Genomic DNA, 22,042 nt, shown 5'->3' with positions numbered 1-22,042 from the left:
GCCGTATCGGCATTTAATAAAGCGCAACTTGCTGTGGATCGAGACGGCAAAGGTTGAGACCGTGTACGCAAGGCGGACCTGGACCTGGCCCCTGCTCACACCTGATATACAACTAATCAATAATTTTTGCTTTACGCAAAACTCTTGGCAAAAAAATAAATGACAAAATACTAAATATAAAAAAACACGGCCCCCCAATCCAAATAAACGCAATATCTTCCTTCATACTGAATATCATGCGAAAAATAGCCGCAATAACAAAAGAATAGAAACCAGAAGTACCAAATGACACGCAAATAATTACAATGCCATTCCTCAGAAAATTATGAAAATCACCTCTTAACACCATTCCCTCCGCGCTTATCAAATTCATCAAAAATAGCTTTCCCTTTTACTCCAACACCAAACAACATGACATCTTGATTGGTTCCATTTGGGAAAGGAAGTTTTGTAATTGGAATAAGCTTTGGATTATTAAACATAGGTACTTTTACATCAAACATGGATTTTTCTCGATTCAAGCCATCGGCTTTACCAACGGTTAAAGGCACTTTTGCCTGCATTGCAGCAACCCCAAACATAAAATCAAAACTAGAATATGCCACACCGCCCCACTCAGGACTAACTTTATTAAAACCATCTTTCATGAAATTTGTTCCAATTACACCACTTCCATTATTCTGCTTATATAATCCAGTCAATCCTTCTTGTATATTTCCTGCACCAAATCCCATCATTGGTAATCCGGGGACACATCCAATTAGCGTAGTTTGACATAAAGTATAGCCTGTCGAAACAGTAAGCCCACCCGTCACAACTTTCACCCCATTCAAAATAGCAGGAACAGCTTCACCTCTCAGATCATCAATAAACTTCTCTCCACCAGAATAATTAAAATAACCATCCTCTTTTTTATTTTTAACCCACTCTGACTCCTTCCTTAAGCCCAAAACCTCTACAGCACCAACATAATTTTCGTTATATTCAGCGCTACCGATTGGATATTGTGCCCAGCACTTTACCTCGTAACACGCAGCTTTTTTTAATCTATTCTCCCCCTCAATATTTCCATTTGATTTTTTTTCAATTAATTTTTTTTCATCATCATGCAATTGCCTATTGTACAAGTCAACAACCGTAGCACTATCGCTTCCTTGCAATATATTAGCCAATACACTAGTTCCACTTTGCCCAGTAGCGCCTGTCACCACAATGCCACCGATCGCGCCCCCCAAACTTGCCATCGTCTGCTGATAAGAATTAATCAATATCTGCCGATCAACCTCACCTAACTTCAGTCGATCGGTCTCCTTCTCCGCCAATTCCTTGCCTAGTTTCTGGCCGAGATTCCCACCCACAACTCCGGAAGCGCTTCCAAGTGCGCCAGCCCCTCCGCCAGCCAATGCACCAATCAGACCCTGCGTTCCAGCGTGCAAAGCAATACGATTTGCACCATTATCCCCCCACGATTCATAGTTTTCTTTCGCTTGCGTGGCCAATTTCTCGAAGCGCGTAACTTCTTCTTCGTTACCGCTTCTCTTCGCTTCTTCAGCCAAACTTTTATTTCTGTCTAATTCTTTCTTGGCGGCGTCTTGCTTTTGTGCGCCAATGTCCCCTACCCAGTTGGCAACCAAAGGTGCCGCCGCCTTGATGAATTCCTTCGTCACCTCCATCGTCGCCTGCAAGGCGGCCTTGTCAAAGTTGTTGCCAATCTTGCCGCTGGAATCGACCCCGGTCGTCACATCGCGATTCACACCGGCAATAGCTTCATCCGCGCCCTTGCCCGTCGCCGAGCGCTGGGCCGCGTCATCTGTGATGACGAGTGTGCCGCCGCTGATGCCGCTACGCGTGGTGCTGCTGGAATTTTCGCTAGTCCCCACGATAATTGGCAAACCTGCGGTTTTGGCATCCTTCTCACCGCCGACGTTGGTGAGGTTATCGTTTTTAGGCCCCGTACCTGCGAACGACATTCCACCCGACACCCCCACACTGCTGCCCTTCGAAATCGCATGGTTGACAATGTCGCTATGCGTCAGGGTCGCGGTGGTCAAACTGCTGTTCAGCTTGCCCGCCTCCGTGGCGCTGATGACGGCTCCCTTCAAGTCCGTATTGTCGCCCACCTTGATCTGGAAGCCGCCGTCGCCCGCCTTGATGCCGCTCTGCTCCTGCACGCTGGCGTAGTCGTTGTGCATATTGCTCTGGCTATAGCTGCCGCTGACGCTGGCGCCAAAGCCCACGGTACCGCTGACGGAAAGGCTCTGGCTCTTGCTGTCAAACTTGGCCGTGTCCTGCAGGCTTTCCAGGTTCAGGTTGCCCTTGATGTCGGCAATGACCTGGTTGGCGCTGGCGACGGCGCCCTTGATGTTGGTGTCGCCACCGCTTGTGATAACCAGCTTGTCGCCCGCATTCACATGCGTATTGAGCTGCGTCGTGCCGTCGCCGTCCTCATGCCCCTTGCTGCCGCTGACGCTAGCCGTGAAGCCGAAGGACATGCCCTTGCTGCTGACGCTGGCCGCCACGCCAGCCGACGCGCTCATGCTGGAACTCTTGCTGTGCTGGCTTTCCGTATCCTGTGCCGCCAGCAAGTTGACATTGTTATCGGCATGCAGGCGGATATCGTTCTTCGCGTTCAGGTCGCTGCCCAGAATATTGATATTGCTATCCTTGCCACCGCCCAAGGCCGTGATGTTGATATTGTTACCCGTCAGCACACTGCCGCTATGCGTGGTGCTGGCCGTCGTTTGCGTCTGTATACTCTCCGAATGGCCCGCCGTCAGGCTGATGCTGATACTTGGCCCGCCTTCCTTCATCATGTCCTTGGCCGCACCGTTCGCCGCCATCGCCGTGGTCGCCGCCGCCATCGCCGTGACACGGCCATCCTTGGCCGTGCTGGCTGCCTTGCTCATGGTTTGCAGGGTCTGGATGGCGCTGATCACGCTGCCGCCCAGGGCCAGGGTCAAGCCATCCTGCGTGGTCTTGACTTCGAACTTGCCCTTCTCATTGTCCTGCCCCGGCTTAATGGTGACGCTCTTGCCGATGATGTCGAGATCGGTGGCGGCAAGAATATCGCTGCCGCCTATCGTCACGTTATTGCCTGCGACCATCGTCAACGCACCGCCCGTAGCGCCGATCGAGCTGCGCGCCTCGCCGCTTTGCAAGGTGGCGTCGCGTTCCTGGTCCACCGTCGTGGTCTTGGTGCCATAGCTGAAGCCAATGCCACCACTGCTCATGAAGCCGCTTTTCTTGGTACTCGTGTGATGCAGTTCGTATACCGTATTGGTAGCCGCGTCGATCGTGATGTTATTACCTGCGAGCAATCGTGTCGCATCGTCGCTCAAAATGCTCGACCCCGTGACTTGCAGATCGCGCCCGGCCTGCACCGTCACGCTGCTGCCGCCAAGCGAAGTGCCGATCGCCGTGGTGGTATCGACCACATCATGCTTGGTGGTGGTAGTCTTGTTCCAGAAACCCTTCTTCGTCGATTTGCTGGCGACATCGCTCACTTCGTTCTGGAAACCATTGACCAGGCTGATGTCATTGCCCGCCACCAAGCCCAACGTTCCCTGAGCCTGCACATCCGCCGCGCGCGCCAGCAGATCATGCCCCGCCTGCAAATTGACATTGCCAGCCCCCATGATCTGGCTGCCTACTTCACTGGTTTTGCTTTGCTTGCTGTAATTGTCGGCATTGCGTATCTCATTGTGGGTGGAGGCGACGGTGACGGTATTCAAGGTCAGGTTATTGCCTGCGATCACGCTGGTCTGGCCATTCACGCCCGCGTTGGCGATGACGCCGCCCGTCACCGTCACATCGCGCCCTGCCTGGACGATCAGAGCGGCACCCTCATCCGTACCCGTCACGTACATGCCTGCCGTCGTGCCGACGCTGGTGCTGGTCGACGTGTTGCCCGTCCATCTCTGGCTGGCGTTGCTGACGGTGGTGCTGACCACATTGATATCGCGGCCAGCACTGGCCAGCAACTGGGATTCGGCCACGACACTGCCGCCGCGGTTACTAATGTCATTGCCAGCGATCAGCGCCACTTTGTCGCCGTGTACTTCACCTGCCTGCTGCTCGATGCGCTTGGCCGACAAGCCGCTACCGGAGGTGGCGACCACTGTCTCCACGCTCAGGTCGCGCCCGGCAGAGATTGCCGTGACGCCGCCCTGGCCGGTATTGCTGACAATACCGCCGGCGATACTGACATCCCTTCCCGCATTCAGCACCAGACTGCCGCCACCGGCGGTATCGCCGTTGACGTACAGCCCCGCCACGCGCCCCAGGTAACGCCCGTCCTCAAGCGTGCCCGTGGAAATATTAATGTCGCGTCCGGCACTTGCCTGCAGTGCGCTATTCGCCGAGATGGTACCTCCGAGATTATTCAAGTCCTTGCGCGCCGCGATGCCGACGTTATCGGCACCGACACGGCCACCCAAATTGCTGACATTCTCGGCATTCAACAATACGACTTCACGGCCGGCAATGGTTCCGCCATTCACCAGGTCGCCCGACAGGCGGATATCGACTTCTTTGCCTGCCAGCAGACTGCCTGCGCCATCAAGGTCATCTTCACGTACGCGCACGTAAACTTGCGGCACAAGCACCTTTTGCGTGGAACCATCGGCCAAGGTCACGTCCTGCTCCACCAGCCAGACGATATCGCTGGTCAGCGCCGCCATCTGTGCCGGCGTCAGCGCCAAGCCGGGACGCAGGTCCCAGGTCTGGGCAAAGGCAGCACCGGCATCCATCAGTCCTCGATACTGCTGATCATCGGTGGAATAATCGCCGGTAAAGCGCTGCCCTGTCAGTTCCGCGATCTGCTCGCGCACCAGGCGTTGCTCGTAAAAACCATCACCCAGGCGCTTTTGAGTCACTGTCGGATCGAGCTGGACCTTGCTGGTCAGGTAATCCGACCCCGTCCAGTCCTTGTAATTGGCAAAACGGGGATCCGTTTCCACGAGGAAGCGCGACGCAGGTCCGGGACTCGTCCTGAACAGGCTGGCATTCGGAATTTGCGTGGAAGGCGACGTCGTACGCACCACCTGGGCGCGGCCGGAAGGATTCGCCAATGTAACCTGGCCGATGACCGTCATGCGTCCGGCGGAAGTGCCACTGGCCCCGGCAACATGCGATGCACCACCGGTGGCGCTCGAGACTGTGGCGCCATTCACTGCGGCCATGCCAGACTGCGTGACCGTACCCGGCCCCGTGGCGCCGGCCGCAAGCACCTGCTTGACGCCGTCCAGGCCCAGCGCCTGGCCAGCATTGCCGGCACGCTCGCTACCCTGCAAACCGCTGCTGCCGCCTACCGCTGCAGGACCGCCTTGCGCATTTTTTGCCAGCAATCCCGCATCCACCTTGCCGGCGCCAGCCACTCCGCTGACGGCATCAACGCCGCCATCTTGCACACTGCCATGCCCTCTGGCTTGACCGGCGCTGCCAAGGCGTCCGCTGCCTTGCAGGCCGCTGCCGCCGCCGACTGCGCCCGAACCGCCTTGCGCCTCGCGCGCAAGCAAGGCGGAATCGACAGCGCTGGCGTCGCCATTGCCCGTGGCCGCGCCGATGGAACCGCCCTGCACCGCGCCATGACCGGCTGTTTTCCCCGCATTGCCGATCCGGCCACTGCCATCTTGCATGCCTTGCGCGGCAACGGCGTCCGCGCTCCTGCTGTCGACGCCCACTGTGGCACGGCTAGTGTCGATGCCAGACGTTGATGTTTGTCCGCCCGCCCCGGTGGCACCAGCGACGGTCGATCCGCTGAGCGCGCCGACATTTCCCGCCTGCCCCGCATTGCCCGTCCCGCTGGCGCCGCTCAATGCCCCCGTGCCACTGGCTGTCGCGGCGCCTGTCCCGCCAGCAGCATTCACACCTGCAACGCTCCCAGGCGTGCCATTCACTGCCGTGTGCGTCACATTTGCACTGGTGGCGCCGGTGGCGCTGGTGCTGCCGTTGACGCCGCTCACGCCTGTCGATGATGGAGAGGTATAACTCGCTTTTTCATAGATCTGCTTGACGATATCCGACGAACTCTTCTCGACAGGGTCGTACCGGTATGATCCCTTGGCCATACTCATGGCACCGCCGGTAGCCGATATTGGCCCGTACAGAATATTCTGCACCGAGCCGGATTCACGAAAGTATGTCTGCAGCTTCACCTCTGGAGCAAGCAGTGTCGTTCCCTCGACTTTCAGCACTCCACCAGCGATAACGTGACTCTGGTCATTAAGAGCACTGCTGGCGTGAATCGTGATATTTCCGCCAGCCAGCAATTTCCCGGGATCTGTCTCAACGACCGTATCCTTGCGCGAGGTGCGGGTAAGCACATATCTTTTGTAATCCCTCACGTTGTTCACACCATTGACGACCAGATGGTAGTATTCACCCGTTTTATTTTCGTAGACGCCCTCAGCACCTAGCCGATACCGCTTACCTTCTTCTCCAGGGGCCAGGCTCTCAAATTCCACAACGGATTCAGGTCCGCTATCGAGCGTCTCGATCCTGAAATGCATATTTAAATTTCGGAACTGACTCGCACTCAAATCCAGACTCCCCAGCGCCTCGATCGTCGCGCTGGCATTTGTCACTGATCCCGCCCAGCCCGTGGCGATGCGGTTACCGTCCAGATAGCCGCCGATGGCCATGTCGCCGCCGCTGAAGATCAGGCCGTGTTCGCGGTTGTTCAGTGTCGTGACGCCGATATCGAGGCGCTCGCGCGCCGCGATGGTGGCTGCCACGCCGCCTTCCACGTCGTTGTTGACGGTGCCGCCCCCGATGCTCAGATGATCACCGTAGATGCGGCCCGTGCCCATGTTGTTCAGTGTGCCGACGTTAAGTTGTGTGCTGATGCCGTCGATCACGCCACGGTTGTTCAGCAGACCGCCGACGTTGACGCGCGTCGTGCCCGCGTTGATGTCGCCCGTGGCCGTGTTATCGAAATTGGCGGCGCCCAGGGTCAGCATGCTGAGCGCCTGAATTTTCCCGGCGTTGGTCAGTTGTCCCCCGATGGTGATATCGGCATTGCCGTTGGCCATCAGTTCTGCCCCGGCATTCAGCGTAAAATTGCCGGCCAGGTCCAGTGCCAAGTCCTTCTGTGACAACACCTTGCCGTCGCCGCTCAGGCTGCCCGCGCGGATGTCGGTACGCACACCACCGATGATGGTGCCGCCCGAGTTGGTCACGGCCAATCCACGGCCGGAACCGGCATCGTGCAGCGCCAGCGTGCCACCGGCGCTGAGCATGCCCAGGGTATTGTTGACGCTGCCCGCGCTGTTGATCGCCAGGTTGCCGTCCGCGCGCACCGCGCCTTGCACATTGCTGACGTTGGCACTGTTCAGGGTCACATGGATGCCTTCGATGCCTTGGTTGGCGCCCAGCGTGTTGGCATTGTCAATTGCGCCGCCTGTTAATGTTACCGCCGCGCCGGAGCGGATCAAGCCTTGCTGGTTATTAATACTGCCGCCACCCGCGTTCAGGCCGATATTGCCCAGCACCTGGATTTGCCCGCCTTGGTTTTGCAAGCCGCTCAGGGTCAGGTCCAGCGCCGACTTGCCGACGACCTGGCCGCCACGGTTATCCAGCTGGCCTACGCTGCCCGTGATGTTGCCAGCGGCGCCCAGGTAGCCACCCGCATTGTTCCAGCTGCCCGCTTGCAGGCTGAGGCCGGCGCCGCTGCTGATGCCACCAGCGCTGCCAGGATGGCGCACGGCATACGCGCCCGCATTGGTATTGAGCAAGGCGTTGCCGTGCGTATCGATGTTCATGGCGCCGCCCGACTGCAGCAAACCGCCATCGTTGTCCAGGATACCCGTCTGCAAGTTGACGGTTCCTGCACCCGCCAAGGTGCCCTGGTTGTTGTTGAATACCTGGCCATGCGTGTCGAGCGTGACGTTCGCGCCGGCAATGGTGCCTTGCCCGTTCCACAGGCCGCCATTGCGCAGGATGATGTCGCCACCCGCTTGCAGGGTGCCGCCACTGTTGATGGTGGCGCCGGTAGAGATCACCTGCAACTGGCCCTGCACCGAGGCCAGCTTGCCGCCGGCGCTGTTGTCGACACTGGCCGCGTTCACGGTCATGTTGCCCGTGGCGGCCAGCAAGCCGCCCGCATTGTTGAATGCCTGCGCCACGTTCGCCGTCAGCTGCCCGCCTGCCGTGGTGCTGCCGCCCTGGTTCAGCAGATTTCCGGCACCCAGCATGACATTGCCGCCCCCGGCGATAGCGCCGCCATGGCGGTTGTCGAGCACATTGCTTGCCGTCACCGTCAGGTTGGCCGTGCCAGCCGCCTGCAGCTTGCCGCCCTGGTTGTTAAGGGTCGGTGCGACAATCGTCGTGTTGCCGTTGCTGGCGATAGTGCCGCCGCGGTTGTCCAGGCTGGTCGTCAATTGGATGCTGGCATCACCTTTACCCAGCTGCGTCAGGTTGCCGCCCCCATTGTCCAGGGTCGCGGCCGTTATGCTCAGTTGCTGCGCGATGGTGCTGGCATTACGGTGGTCGATGGCGCCGGCTGTGACGACCAGGGCGCCATTGCCCGTGATCTGGCCGCGCAGGTCATTGAGCTGCGTGGCTTGCAGGCTCAATGTACCGCTGCCCGCGTGTTCGATCTTGCCATCCGTATTCGTCAGGGTGGCCGCTTTCAGGCCCAGATTGGCGCTGTTGACGGCGATGCGTCCGCCCGTGTTGTCCAGCACGCCGGCGGGCGCCGTCATCTCGATGGCCGTATTGCCGGCACCCGTCTGCACGATGCTGCCTTGCTGGTTGTTCAGGTTACCAACGCCAACGGCCAGCTGGCCGGCACTGATATCGCCGCGCTGGTTGTTCCAGGTCTGGCTATTCGCACTGGCCGTGATCGTCAAGGCCCCCGGCGTGGTGACCACGGCGCCGCTGGTGCTGACGTCGCCTGTCGTCGCCGTCAGGCTGATATTGCCGGCACTGCTGCGGCTGCCGCCGAGGTCGACGCTGCCGCCACCCAGGACGGCAATGCCTGCCGCCAGCACTTGCCCATGCGCTCCCAATGCCTGCTGCGCCGTGACTTGTAAGTTGCCGCTCGTTTGCAGGCTGCCATCTGCTTTCACACCCGCGCCGATCAGGCTGGCCGCGCCGCTGTTGACGCTATTGGCGCTGATCGTGTTGTTGCCCTGGGCCAGGATCACGCCGTCATTCTCCAGCGCCCCGCTCAGCTTCAGCACTTGCTCGCCACCGGCAAACAGGCTGCCGCTGTTGCGCACACTGCCCGCCGTCGTCGTCAGATTGCCGCTGGCAATGACGCTGCCCTGTGCATTGAGCAGCTCGTCCATCGTCAATTGCGCATTGCCGCCCGCTGCCTGCAATTGTCCGAGCGTATTGTCCACCTTGCCACCGGCCAACGTCAGGTCGCGCCCGGCAATGATCACGCCGCTGGTATTGTCCAGCTTGCCCGTCGCTGCCACATTGACATCTTGCGCAGACGCAATACGACCATGATCGTTGAGCAACTCGCCCGTTTCCACGCGCACGTTGCCGTTCGCTTCGATCTTGCCGCCGCTATTGTCCAGGCGCGTGCTGGCCAGTACCGTTGCCGCACTCGTGCCCAGCTGCGTGATCTGCCCCTGGCGATTGTCGAGGATGCCAGCAGAGACGCTCACCTGCTGCGCCAGCAGGCTGGCGTTGCGATGATCGATATAATTGGCCGCCACCTGCAGCGCGCCATTGCCTGTCAGCTGGCCACGTTGGCCGTACAGATTCGTGGCGCGGATGTCCAGCACACCCTTGCCCGCATGCTCGATCTTGCCGTCGATATTCGTCAGGTCGCCCGCCTGCAGGCGCAGATTGGCGCTGTTGACGGCGATGCGCCCGCCTGTATTGTCCAGCTTGCCCGTTTCGATGACCGTGTCGCCAGCGCCCGTCTGGATCAAGGTGCCCTTGGTGTTGTCCAGGTTGGCAACGCGCAGGGACAGTTGCCCGGCGCTCAGGCTGCCGCCCTGGTTCACCAGTGCCTGCCCGTTGGCGGCATTCGCCATGATGGCCAGCAAGCCGTTGGTCGACACAACGGCCTTGCTGGTCGTCACATTGCCCGTCAAGGCCGTCAAGCCGACATTCGCCGCGCTGGTCTGGCTGCCGCCCACGTCGACCGATGCGCCCGTCAGCTGCAACTGGCCCGCCGCCATGTTCTGGCCACCGGCTTGCAAGGCGCCACGGGCTGTCACCGTCAGGTCACCGGCCGAGGCAAAGCTGCCATCGGCGCGCATGCCTGCCGCCAGCAAACCGTTGCCGCTGAGCTGTCCTACCGTAATCGTCGTATTGCCCAGTGCGGCCAGCGAGCCGGTATTACTCAGCACGCCACCGACATCCAGGGTCTGGTTGCGCCCCGCATACAGCACGCCAGCGTTGAGCACGTCGCCGCTGACCTTGGCCGCGATATCCGTGCCCGCGCTGAGCGTGCCCTGCGCATTGCGCAGACTGGCCGCATCCAGTCGCAAGGCGCCAGTGCCCGCCTGCAGCAAGCCGCGCGTATTGTCGATGGCACCGCCCAAGTGCAAATCGGTCGCCGCCGCGATCACGCCGTCGGTATTGACGAGTGCGCCAGTGCTGGCGATGTCGGCGGACGTTGCCGAGGTGATCTTGCCTTTGGTGTTGTCCAGGCTGCCGGTCTGCACCGACAGCACGCCGTTGCCGGCGATTTCCCCACTCGTATTGTCGAGCTGGCCCGTGACGGCGACCGTCATGCCGCCCACGCCCGTTTGCAGCAGATGACCGCCCCGATTGCTCAAGCTGTCTGCCTGCACGTTCAGGGTATGGCCCGTGGTGGTCGCGTTGGCGTGGTCCAGCAAGCCAGCCTTGAGATCGACGGCGCCATTGCCGATGATGCTGCCGCCGGCTCCCTGCAAGTTGGCCGCCGTGATGGCCAGGGTGCCGGCCCCCGCATGCTCGATCTTGCCGCCCGTATTCGTCAAGGTGGCCGCACCCAGGGTCAAATTATTGCTATTGACAGCGATGCGCCCGGCGCTATTGTCCAGCTTGCCCGTCTGCATGACGGTATCGCCCGAGCCCGTCTGTATCACGGTACCCTTGGCGTTGTTCAGATTGCCCACGTGCAGATCGAGTTGGCCAGCCTGCAAGGTGCCTTCCGTGTTGTGCAAGGTGGCATTGCTCATGATGTTGAGCGTGCCTGGCGTCGTAACCACCGCCTTGTTCGTGCTGACATCGCCCTGTGTTGCCGTCAGGCCGATGTTGGCGGCACTGGTCTGGCTGCCTGACATATCCACGCTGGCGCCGGTCAGATTGGCGCTGCCTGCTGCCAGGACTTGGCCATGCGCAGCCAGCGTTTGTGTAGTGCTGATCGTCAGGTCACCGGCTGTGCCCAGCTTGCCATCGGCCTGCATGCCGGCGCCGATCAGGCTGCTTGCACTGCTGTCGAGGCTATTCGCCGTAAGACTGTTGTTCCCCTGCGCCGCGATCACGCCCGTGTTGACGATGGCGCCGCTGGCGTTCAGGGTGTGATTGCCGGCCGCGTACAGGTTGCCGGTATTGTTCAGGCTAGCCAGGGTAGCGTTCAGGTTGACGCCGGCAAACACGCTGCCCGCGTTGTTGTTCAACTTGCTCACGTTCAAGGTCGCATCGCCAGCCACGGCTTGCAGTTGTCCCTTGGTATTGTCGATGTCGCCACCGTTCAATGCCAGATTGCGGCCGGCGCCCACGGTGCCTTCCGTGTTGTCCAGGCTACCGAAGTTCAATGCGGCATCCTGCGCCGCCACGATGCGGCCTGTGCTGTTCAGCAAGGTTGCGGCTTTTACCAGTGCGTCGCCATTGCCCTCGATCTTGCCGCCCGTGTTGTCGAGCTGGCCTGTGGCCGCGACCGTCATCAAGCCAGTGCCCATCTGCGCCAGGCTACCACTGCGGTTGTTCAGCGTACCGGCATTGATGGTCAGCTGATTGGCCACCGTCGTCGCATTGCGATGATCAAAGGCGGCTGCCGTGATGTCGAGCTTGCCATTGCCCGTGATCTTGCCATGCTGGTTGTTGAACTGACCCGCGTTGATGGCAAGGAGGCCCGCGCCTGCGTGTTCCAACTTGCCATTGATGTTCGTCAAGACCGTGGCGTTAAGGACCAGGTTATTGCTGTTGACAGCGATGCGGCCAGCCGTGTTGTCCAGCTTGGCTGTGGTGATGACGGTGTCGCCTGCGCCCGTCTGCACGATGTCGCCGCTGGCGTTGTTCAGATTGGCCACGTTCAGCTGTAACTGCCCTGCCACCAGTTGCCCTTGGCTGTTCACCAGCGACTGGGCGTTATTCGCGTTGGCCGTAATGGCCAGCACGTTGCTGGCCGAGATAACGGCTTTATTCGTCAATACGTCGCCGCTGCGTGCGGTGATGGCGATGTTGGCGGCGCCCGTCTGGCTAGCCGAGAAATCAATGGAATCGCCCTTCAGCACGGCGCTGCCCGCCGCCAAGTTCTGTCCGCTCGCTTGCAGCACGCCATCGGCACTAACCGTGAGATCGCCCGCCGTACCCAGGCTACCGTCCGCGTTCACGCCGGCGCCCAGCAAGCCGCTGCTGGTGACTTTGCCAGCCGTAATATGGGTGTTGTTGACGGAGGCAATCGATCCCGTGTTGCTCAGCAAGCCGCCCACCGTCAGCTGCTGGTTGCGGCCCGCATACAGCAGGCCCGCATTGTTCAAGTCTGCGCTGAGGCGCGCCGTCAGGTCCTTGCCGGCGCTTACTGTCCCCTGCTGATTCAGCAAGGTTGCCGCATCAAGCTGCAAATTATCCGCCTGCAATACACCGCGCGTGTTGTCGACAGTGACGCCGCCGACGTACAAGTCGGCGACCGCAGCCAGCACGCCATCGGTATTGTTCAGCGCCGCCTTGCTGACAATTTCCGCCGATGCGGCGGACGTGATACGGCCCTTGCTGTTGTCCAGCACGCCTGCTTGCAGATCCAAGATGCCCGTACCCGCGTGCTCGATCTTGCCTTCTTTGTTGGTGACCTTGACGGCATCGATGTTCAGATTACTGCTGTTGACGGCGATGCGCCCGGCCGTGTTGTCCAGACTGCCGGTGACGATCCTCGTATCGCCCGTGCCAGTCTGCAGTACCGTGCCCTTGGCGTTGTCCAAGTTACCCACATGCAGGTTGAGCTGGCCTGCCTGCACCGTGCCGTCCATGTTATGCAGGGTCGTGGTGCTCGTCACATTCAATGTACCCGGTGTCGTCACCACCGCTTTATTCGAGCTGACGTCACCCTGGGTTGCCGTCAGGCCGATGTTGGCGGCGCTGGTCTGGCTGCCAGACAGATCCACATTAGCGCCAGTGAGATTGGCGTTGCCCGCCGCCAGATTCTGCCCATGCGCAGCCAGCGTTTGCGCGGTATTGATAATCAAGTCACCAGCCGTGCCCAGCTTGCCATCGGCCTGCATGCCAGCGCCGATCAAACTGCTTGCACTGCTATCGATGGACTTCGCCGTGATGCTGTTGTTGCCCTGCGCCGCGATCACGCCCGTGTTGACGATGGCGCCGCTGGCGTTCAAGGTCTGATTGCCGGCCGCGTACAGGCTGCCCGTATTGTTCAGGCTAGCCAAGGTGGCGTTCAGGTTGCCGCCGGCAAACACGCTGCCTGCGTTGTTGTTCAACTTGCCCACGTTCAAGGTCGCGTCACCGGCCACGGCTTGCAGTTGTCCCTTGGTATTGTCGATGTCATCGCCGGTCAATGCCAGATGACGGCCTGTTGCCACCGTGCCATCCTTGTTATCCAGGCTACCGAAGTTCAACGCGGCATCCTGCGCCGCCACGATGCGGCCCGTACTGTTCAGCAAGGTTGTGGCCTTTACCAGCGCATCGCCATTGCCCTCGATCTTGCCGTCTGTGTTGTCGAGCTGGCCCGTGGCCGCGACCGTCATCAAGCCGGTGCCCGTCTGCGCCAGGCTGCCGCTGCGGTTGTCCAGCGTACCGGCATTGATGGTCAGCTGATTTGCCACCGTCGTCGCATTGCGATGATCCAAGGTGATCGCCGTGATATCGAGCTTGCCATTGCCCGTGATCTTGCCATGCTGGTTGTTGAACTGGTTCGCGTTGATGGCAAGAACGCCAGCGCCTGCGTGCTCCAGCTTGCCGTTGATGTTCGTCAACACCGTCGCATTCAGGGCCAGGTTCGCGCTGTTGACAGCGATGCGGCCGGCCGTGTTATCCAGCTTGGCCGTGGTGATGACGGTATTGCCTGTGCCCGTCTGCACGATGTCGCCGCTGGCGTTGTTCAGATTGGCCACGTTCAGCTGCAACTGGCCAGCCACCAGCTAGCCCTGGGTATTCACCAGTGACTGGGCGTTGTTGGCGTTGGCGGTAATGGCCAGCAGATTGCTGGCGGAAATCACTGCTTTGTTCGTCTGTACGTCGCCGCTGTGTGCGGTGATATTGATGTTGCTTGCCCCCGTCTGGCTGCCCGACAGGTCCACATTCGCGCCCGTCAACACGGCGTTGCCTGCCGCCAGGTTTTGCGCGCTCGCCTGCAGCACGCCATCGGCATTGATCGTGAGATCACCAGCCGTGCCCAGGCTGCCATCGGCTTTGACGCCGGCGCCCAGCAAGCCGCTGCTGGTCACTTTGCCAGCGGTAATATGGGTGTTGTTGACGGAGGCAATCGATCCTGTGTTGTTGAGCAAGCCGCCCACCGTCAGTTGCTGGTTACGGCCCGCATACAGCAAGCCCGCGTTGTTCAAGTCTGCGCTGATGCGCCCCGTCAGATCCTTGCCTGCGCTCACCGTGCCCTGCTGGTTCAGCAAACTCGCCGCATCAAGCTGCAAATTATCCGCCTGCAATACACCGCGCGTGTTGTCGACAGTGACGCCGACGACATGCAAGTCGGCGGCCGCAGCCATCACACCCTCCGTATTGTTCAGCGCCGCCTTGCTGACAATTTCCGCCGACGCGGCGGACGTGATGCGGCCCTTGCTGTTGTCCAGCACGCCTGCTTGCAGATCCAAGATGCCCGTACCCGCGTGCTCGATCTTGCCTTCTTTGTTGGTGACCTTGACGGCATCGATGTTCAGATTACTGCTGTTGACGGCGATGCGCCCGGCCGTGTTGTCCAGACTGCCGGTGACGATCCTCGTATCGCCCGTGCCAGTCTGCAGTACCGTGCCCTTGGCGTTGTCCAAGTTACCCACATGCAGGTTGAGCCGGCCCGCCTGCAAGGTGCCGTCCGTGTTATGCAGGGTCGCGGTGGTCGTCACATTCAATGTACCCGGCGTCGTCACCACCGTTTTATTCGTGCTGACGTCGCCCTGTGTTGCCGTCAGGCCAATGTTCGCGGCGCTGGTCTGGCTGCCAGACAGATCCACATTGGTGCCGGCGAGATTGGCATTGCCCGCCGCCAGGTTCTGACCATGTGCCGCCAGCGTTTGCGCGGTGTTGATCGCCAGATCACCAACCGTGCCCAGCTTGCCATCGGCCTGCATGCCAGCGCCGATCAAGCTGCTTGCACTGCTGTCGAGGCGATTGGTTGTCAGGCTGGTATTGCCCTGTGCCGCGATGACGCCCGTGTTGACGACGGCGCCGCTGGCGTTCAGGGTCTGATTCCCAGCCGCATACAGGCTGCCGGTATTGTTCAGGCTAGCCAGGGTGGCGTTCAGGTTAGCGCCGGCAAACACGTTGCCCGCGTTGTTGTTCAACTTGCCAACGTTCAAGGTCGCATCACCGGCCACGGCTTGCAGTTGTCCCTTGGTATTGTCGATGTCGCCACCGGACAGCTGCAGATGACGTCCTGCCGCCACCGTACCTTCCGTATTGTCCAGACTACCCACCTGAAGTGCAGCATCTTGCGCCGCCACGATGCGGCCTGTGCTGTTCAGCAAAGTGATGGCCTTCACCAGCGCATCACCATTGCCCTCGATCTTGCCACCCGTGTTGTCCAGCTGGCCCGTGGTCGCGACCGTCATCAAGCCCGGGCCCGTCTGCGCCAGGCTACCACTGCGGTTGTCCAGCGTACCGGCATTAATGGTCAGCTGATTCGCCACCGTTGTCGCATTGCGGTGATCCAGAGCGGTTGCAGTGATATTGAGCTTGCCATTGCCCGTGATCTTGCCGTACTGGTTGTTGAACTGGCCCGCGTTGATGGACAGCACACCGGCACCCGCGTGCTCCAGCTTGCCATTGATGTTCGCCAAGACTGTCGCGTTCAAAGCAAGGTTATTACTGTTGACGGCGATGCGGCCACTCGTGTTGTCCAGCTTGCCAGTGGCGATGACGGTGTCGCCCATGCCCGTCTGCACGATGTCGCCGCTAGCGTTGTTCAGATTCGCCACATTCAATTGCAGCTGACCAGCCACCAACTGACCCTGGGTATTCACCAGCGACTGGGCGTTGTTCGCGTTGGCCGTGATCGCCAGCACATTGCTGGCGGAAATCAACGCCTTGTTCGTCAATACGTCGCCGCTGCGCGCCGTGATGGCGATATTTGCCGCGCCTGTCTGGCTGCCTGACAGATCAATGGAATCGCCCGTCAGCACGGCGCTGCCTGCCGCCAGGTTCTGCCCGCTGGCTTGCAACACGCCATCGGCGTTGATGGTCAAGTCGCCCGCCGTGCCCAGGCTGCCGTCCGCCTTGACGCCGGCGCCGAGCAAGCCGCTGCTGGTCACTTTTCCAGCGGAAATCGTCGTATTGTTGACGGAGGCGATGGAGCCGCTGTTGTTCAGCAAGCCACCCACTGCCAGTTGCTGGTTGCGACCCGCATACAGTAGGCCCGCATTGTTCAAGTCTGCGCTGAGGCGCGCCGTCAGGTCCGTGCCGGCGCTCACCGTCCCCTGCTGGTTCAGCAAGGTCGTCGCATCGAGATGCAAATTGTCCGCCTGCAATACGCCACGCGTGTTGTCGAGCCCAACACCCGTCAACTGCAGCGCCTGCGTAGCGGCAATCACGCCATCCGTATTGTTTAGCGCCCCCTTGCTGGTGATATCCGCCGACGCAGCCGAGGTGATGCGCCCCTTGCTGTTGTCCAGCACGCCCGCCTGTACTTGCAGGCCGCCATTGCCCGCGATGTTGCCGCGCGTATTGTCCAGCGCCTGTGCCACATCCACGCGCATCTGTCCCGGTCCCGTCTGCTGCAGGGTGCCGTCGCTATTGTCCAGCTGGCCGGCCTGCACCGCTACCTGCTGCCCGGAAGTGATGGCATGGCGGTGATCGATTGTTTCCGCCTGGATATCAACTAAACCATTGCCCGTCACCTTGCCCCGTTCGTCATCGAAGCGCACGGCATCAATATTCAGGCTGCCCGTGCCCGCGTGCTCGATACTGCCGTCGCGGTTAGTCATCTGTTCGGCGGTCAATGACAGATTGGCGCTGTTGACGGCGATGCGGCCGCCCGTGTTGTCCAGGGTGCTGCCTTGCAAGGTGGTGTCGCCATTGCCCGTCTGGATGAGGGTGCCGCCACGGTTGTCCAGCGATCCCGTTTTCAGGTCCAGCTGCCCCGCGCTCAAGGTGCCGCGCACGTTCGACAGGGCCTGGCTGCTGCGGGCCGCCGTCACGGACAGCAGGCCGGTCGTTGTCACCAGTGCGTTATCGGTGACGACATTGCCGGCACTGGCATTGAGCGCAATAGCAGCGCCGCCCGTCTGGCTGCCGCTCAGGTCGATGGCCGCAGCGTGCATGCTGGTCTTGCCAGCGGCCAGGTTCTGACCGTGCGCACTGATCGCTTGCCCAGCCTTCAGTTGCAACTGACCGCTGCCGGCCAGGCTGCCGTCGGCGCGGATGCCGGCGCCCAGCAAGCTGCCAGCCGTGCTGTCGATGCGGCTGGCGTCGATACGGTTGTCGCCCTGCGCGGCAATGACGCCGCTGTTGCTGACGGCGCCGCTGACCTGCAGCGCCTGGCTGCCGGCCGCATACACATTGCCGCTGTTCAGTACTTCGCTAGCATTGGTGGCAAGATTGCCACCGGCAAAGACGCTGCCGGCAGTGTTGTTCAGCTTAGCCAAGGATAGGCTGGCATCACCCGCCAGCGCCTGAATCTGGCCGCGCGTATTGTTGACGTCGCCGCTGTCGAGGCGCAATGTACGGCCCGCAGCCAGGGTAGCCTCGGTGTTGTCCAGCGCGCCAGTGGACAGTGCCAGGTCCGTGCCCGAGACGATACGGCCTTTCTGGTTTTGCACATTGCCTGCCTGCACGCTCAAAGCGCCATTGCTTTCGAACGCACCGCTGCGGTTGTCCAGCCCGTTGCGCACCTGCACGCGAGTGTCGCCTTGGCCGCTTTGCGCCAGGCTGCCGCCCCGGTTGTCCAAGGTGCCGGCGTTGATGCTGAGCTGCCCAGCCACCGTGCGGGCATCGCGGTGGTCGATCTGCTCGCCGCTCAGCGCCATGGCGCCATTGCTGATGATGCTGCCGCGCTGCAAGTTGATCTGCGCCGCGCCGATCTCCAGCGCGCCCGTGCCCGCATGCTGGATCGTTCCGTCCTGGTTGCTCAGGCTGCTTGCCTGCAGGCGCAAGGCCTGGCTGTTCGTGGCGATGACGCCGCGCGTATTGTCCAGGCTTCCAGGCAATTGGATATTCAAGTCGCTCGAACCAAGCTGCATGAGCTGGCCGCCCACGTTCGACAGGTCGTGCGCGTTCACGCCCAGTTGCTGGCCCGTCAGTTGTCCACCATCGCTGCGCACGGTCTGCGCCGCGTCCAGTTGCAGGCGTTCGCGTGCACTGACCTGCGCGCGGCTGGCGTCGAGGTCGCCGGCGCTGGCGCCCAGGCTGACGTTCGCGCCAGACACTTGTGCGTCGGCCAGCTCCAGCCGACGCGCGGACAGCGTGCTGTCGCCTGCTGCCACGGCCATGCCATGCACGGCCACCAGATCGCCCGCCAGCACGTTCAGCTTGCCGCTGCCCGACAGGGTGTTATCCAGGTTGAGGCCGGCCGCCAGCACGGAACCCGCCCCCGTATCGATACGCGAGGCGGCGCCCGTTGCCTGCACACTGGTATTGCCCTGCGCCGCAATCACGCCACTGTTGGCAATATTGCCCTGCGCCTGCACCTGGCTGTCACCGCCCGCATACACGGTGCCGCTGTTGGCCACGTCGCCCGCGACGGTAATGCTCGTCTGGCTACCCGCGCCCGCAGACTGGATATTGCCGTTGTTGCTCAGCCAGCCATTCGATTGCAGCACCAGGTTGCCGGCCGTGGCCGCCAACACGCCCGCATTGCGCACGCCCAGGCCCGCTTCGGTGCCGATCAGGGTGATCTTGCCTGCATACATGCCGCCCAGTTGCGCCACGTCCAGCGCGTAGGAGGGGGCCGGACCCGCGCCATTGACTGCGCCCGCCACGCCATGCGCCGCATCGATCTGATTCGCGCCCGTCACCACTTTCAATTCCTGCGCCCAGATACCGCCATTGATCTGCGCGGCGCGCGCCAAAATCGCCGTGTAGTCGCTCAGCGACGTGTCCAGTCCCCTTCCATTGATGCTGACCACGCCGCGCTGCACCATGTAGCCGTCCAGGTTGCCGCCGTTAAGGATCGGCGTGCCTGTCGTCAGCGTGACCCGGCTGGCATTGATGAAACCGCCGCCGTCAACGGCCACGCCGGCCGGGTTGGCGATGACGACTTCGGCGCGCTGGCCCGCTACCTCGACGTAGCCGCGCAGCTGACTGGGGTTTGCCGAATTGACTTCGTTCAATATCACGCGCGCGCTGCCGCCAGCCAGCCACGGATTGCCTTGTACCCAGCCGCCCGTCTGCGTCTGCACATTGCCGCGGCTATTGTTCAGGATGGCGCCATTCGCCGTCACGTCGAACTGGCTGTAGGTATTGCGCGAGACACCCGCCGCGCTCGGCGTCTGGATGTTTACTTGCGTTACGCCATTCGCGCTTTGCACCACGGTCGGACGCTGCCGGCCCGGCGCGTTCGGGTCGGCCACGATCTGCCCCATGGCCGGACCGGCCACAAAGCTCACCATGCCCAGCGCGCCGAATATCGCCAAGGCCAGCGGCCGCAACCTGGCATTGACCCCGCCGCCATCACCGCCAAATACGCCGCTGTCCAGGCCACCCTCTCCCTTGGCCGCCTTGCCTTGCGAAGAAGCATTTTCGGCGACGACCATCAGTTGGCCACGGCGTTTATTGAAGATGATGCGGTACAGGTTCTTGTTCATGAAATGTCCTAATGACAATTAAATGATGCGATAAAGGGAGATGACAACTGGTCGATGGCGGTCTTAGTAACTGGCGTTCAGGCTGAAGCCGGCCGTATGGCTGGCCGTGCGGAACAGCTCAGGTTTGCGCACTGTCCAGCCGACAAACGCGTCGTACTGCACGCCCAGCCACTGGCCGCGCAAACCGACGAAGCCGCCCGTCAGGCGCCGCGCAATCAGCCATTCGGCGGACGGTCCCGATACTTCGCCGTGGTCGAGCCCGGCATACGCCTCTTGGCCGCTACTGCCCAGCGGCATGCCGAGCTCGTTGCGCAGCAGCCAGCCACGTTCGGCCGACAGGCTGCTTTCGCCGTCATAGCCGCGCACCGTGTAACGTCCGCCGATGGCAAAGCGGTCCTGCGGCACCAGCGGCGTACGGTTGTGCTGCGTGCGCCAGCTGCCTGTGTAGCGCAGCGGCTGGCCAGCCAGCGTGAACGGCGTCGACAGGGCCGCGTCGGCCAGGAGCAGCTTGAGGCGCGAGGTGCCTTCGCCAAACGCTTCCTCGGGCGCTGCCAGCGCATCCATCGCGCCCGTACCGCGCCGGTATTGCAGATTCAGGTCCAGGGTGGCCTGGCCCAGAAATTCGCGGTGGCCGATACCCAGCTCCCAGCCCGCCATGCGGCGGCGCTGCACTTCCACTTCCGTGTCGTCGATGAAGTTTTGCGCGGCGCGCTGCCAGCCGCGCAAGGAAACCGTCGTCTTGCGCGACGCATCGCGGTACACCAGGCGCGAGAGTTTCACTTCGCGATTCTGGCTGGCGCCGCTGTAGTTGTAGTCCTGGCTGATGCCGGCCACGGACTGGTGGTAGTGGCTGTCGCTGACCGTGAAGGCCAGCAGCCAGTAGGCGTAGGGAATCGAGTAATGCGCCACCATGCCGGCCGTGCCGCGCGGACCGTTGCGGTCGCCGTCGACGTTCTGGTTCAGGCTCAGGTAAAACAGGTCGTTCAGGGTCAGCCAGTGGTCGTACGACAGGGTCACGCTGCCCTGCAGCTTGCCGGTCGAGCGCGAACCGCCATCGTCGAGGCCCAGCGCCAGGCGGAATGGCAAGCCCTGCTTCCACTGGATCTGCAGGTCGCTCTCGCCCGGCTTGGCATTGCCGCCCTCGGCCGGCATGATCTGGATATCAGCTTCGGCCGTCGGCACGCGCTTGAAATTTTCCAGCGCATGTTCCGTATCGCGCACATTGAGCAAGTCGCCGGGCCGCGCCGGCACGGCGTTCCACCAGGTGGCGCGGGGATTGGTGCCGGGCGCAAAGCCGATCTGACGGATGCGCCCTGGTATCAGGCTCAAAGCCAGGGTGCCACGGCTCAAATCCTGCGGTTCAGCCAGCACGCGCGTGGTGACATAGCCGCGCGCGATGATGGCGTTCTGCAGCCGCCCCATCAGTACATTGATGGCCTGCGTGCCCAGGCAGCGCCCCAACGCAGAGTCAGCCGCGCCCAGGTCATCGCGCCCGGCGGCAGCCAGCGCCCATTGGAACTGCGCGCTGCCCTCGCCGCGCAACACAAGCTGGTTGATGGTAAAACATGGCGACTCGCCCGCTGGCAAGCGGTTGGCGGACACGGCTGCCGGCGCCCCGAGCAGGCGCACGTCGGGATTGCGCTCCTGCTGCTGGCGCAGGAGGCGCTCACGTTCTTGCTGGCGTATCAATTCTTGGCTGGCATCGTCGCGCTGGCTGGCGCCAGGCGTGTTGGGAAGGGGCGGTGCAATTTCGGGACGGGTCTGCGCGGACACGGCGGCACACAGGGCGCCACTGAACAAAAATACACCGCACCATGGCGTCAAGCGCAGGTGCATATGTTGCCTTACGTAATTATTTTCTTAAGTAGATTATAAAATAATTATTTCCGTATAGCAATTTTATTTATTTCTTGAGAACTTTACCTGTTTGGTAACTGTCTTTCATCTATCCA

At 61.3% G+C, this 22,042-nt stretch carries 3 protein-coding genes; all 3 read right to left on the bottom strand.

Going from position 1 to position 22,042, the window contains the following annotated elements:
* Positions 1-332: 332 nt before the first annotated feature.
* On the bottom strand, positions 333-14,258 hold the full coding sequence (locus FG13_RS02875; RefSeq protein ID WP_152598654.1) for a hemagglutinin repeat-containing protein: 13,926 nt from the start codon (positions 14,256-14,258) through the stop codon (positions 333-335).
* A gap of 3 nt (positions 14,259-14,261) precedes the next feature.
* Positions 14,262-20,090, bottom strand: a complete 5,829-nt coding sequence (locus FG13_RS02870; RefSeq protein ID WP_035818216.1) for a two-partner secretion domain-containing protein — start codon at positions 20,088-20,090, stop codon at positions 14,262-14,264.
* 63 nt (positions 20,091-20,153) lie between these two features.
* Positions 20,154-21,926, bottom strand: coding sequence for a ShlB/FhaC/HecB family hemolysin secretion/activation protein (locus tag FG13_RS02865; RefSeq protein WP_035818215.1), 1,773 nt, complete (start codon positions 21,924-21,926; stop codon positions 20,154-20,156).
* Between the last annotated feature and the right edge of the window lie 116 nt (positions 21,927-22,042).

Source organism: Janthinobacterium sp. RA13, assembly GCF_000745325.1.
Classification (GTDB): domain Bacteria; phylum Pseudomonadota; class Gammaproteobacteria; order Burkholderiales; family Burkholderiaceae_D; genus Janthinobacterium; species Janthinobacterium rivuli.
Note: the sequence above shows the minus strand (reverse complement) of the source record. Positions and strands in the feature narration are given on the sequence as shown.

Excerpts from the sequence above, each read along its gene's own strand:
- FG13_RS02870 (WP_035818216.1), bottom strand. The coding sequence starts at position 20,090 with ATGAACAAGAACCTGTACCGCATCATCTTCAATAAACGCCGTGGCCAA.
- FG13_RS02865 (WP_035818215.1), bottom strand. The coding sequence starts at position 21,926 with ATGCACCTGCGCTTGACGCCATGGTGCGGTGTATTTTTGTTCAGTGGC.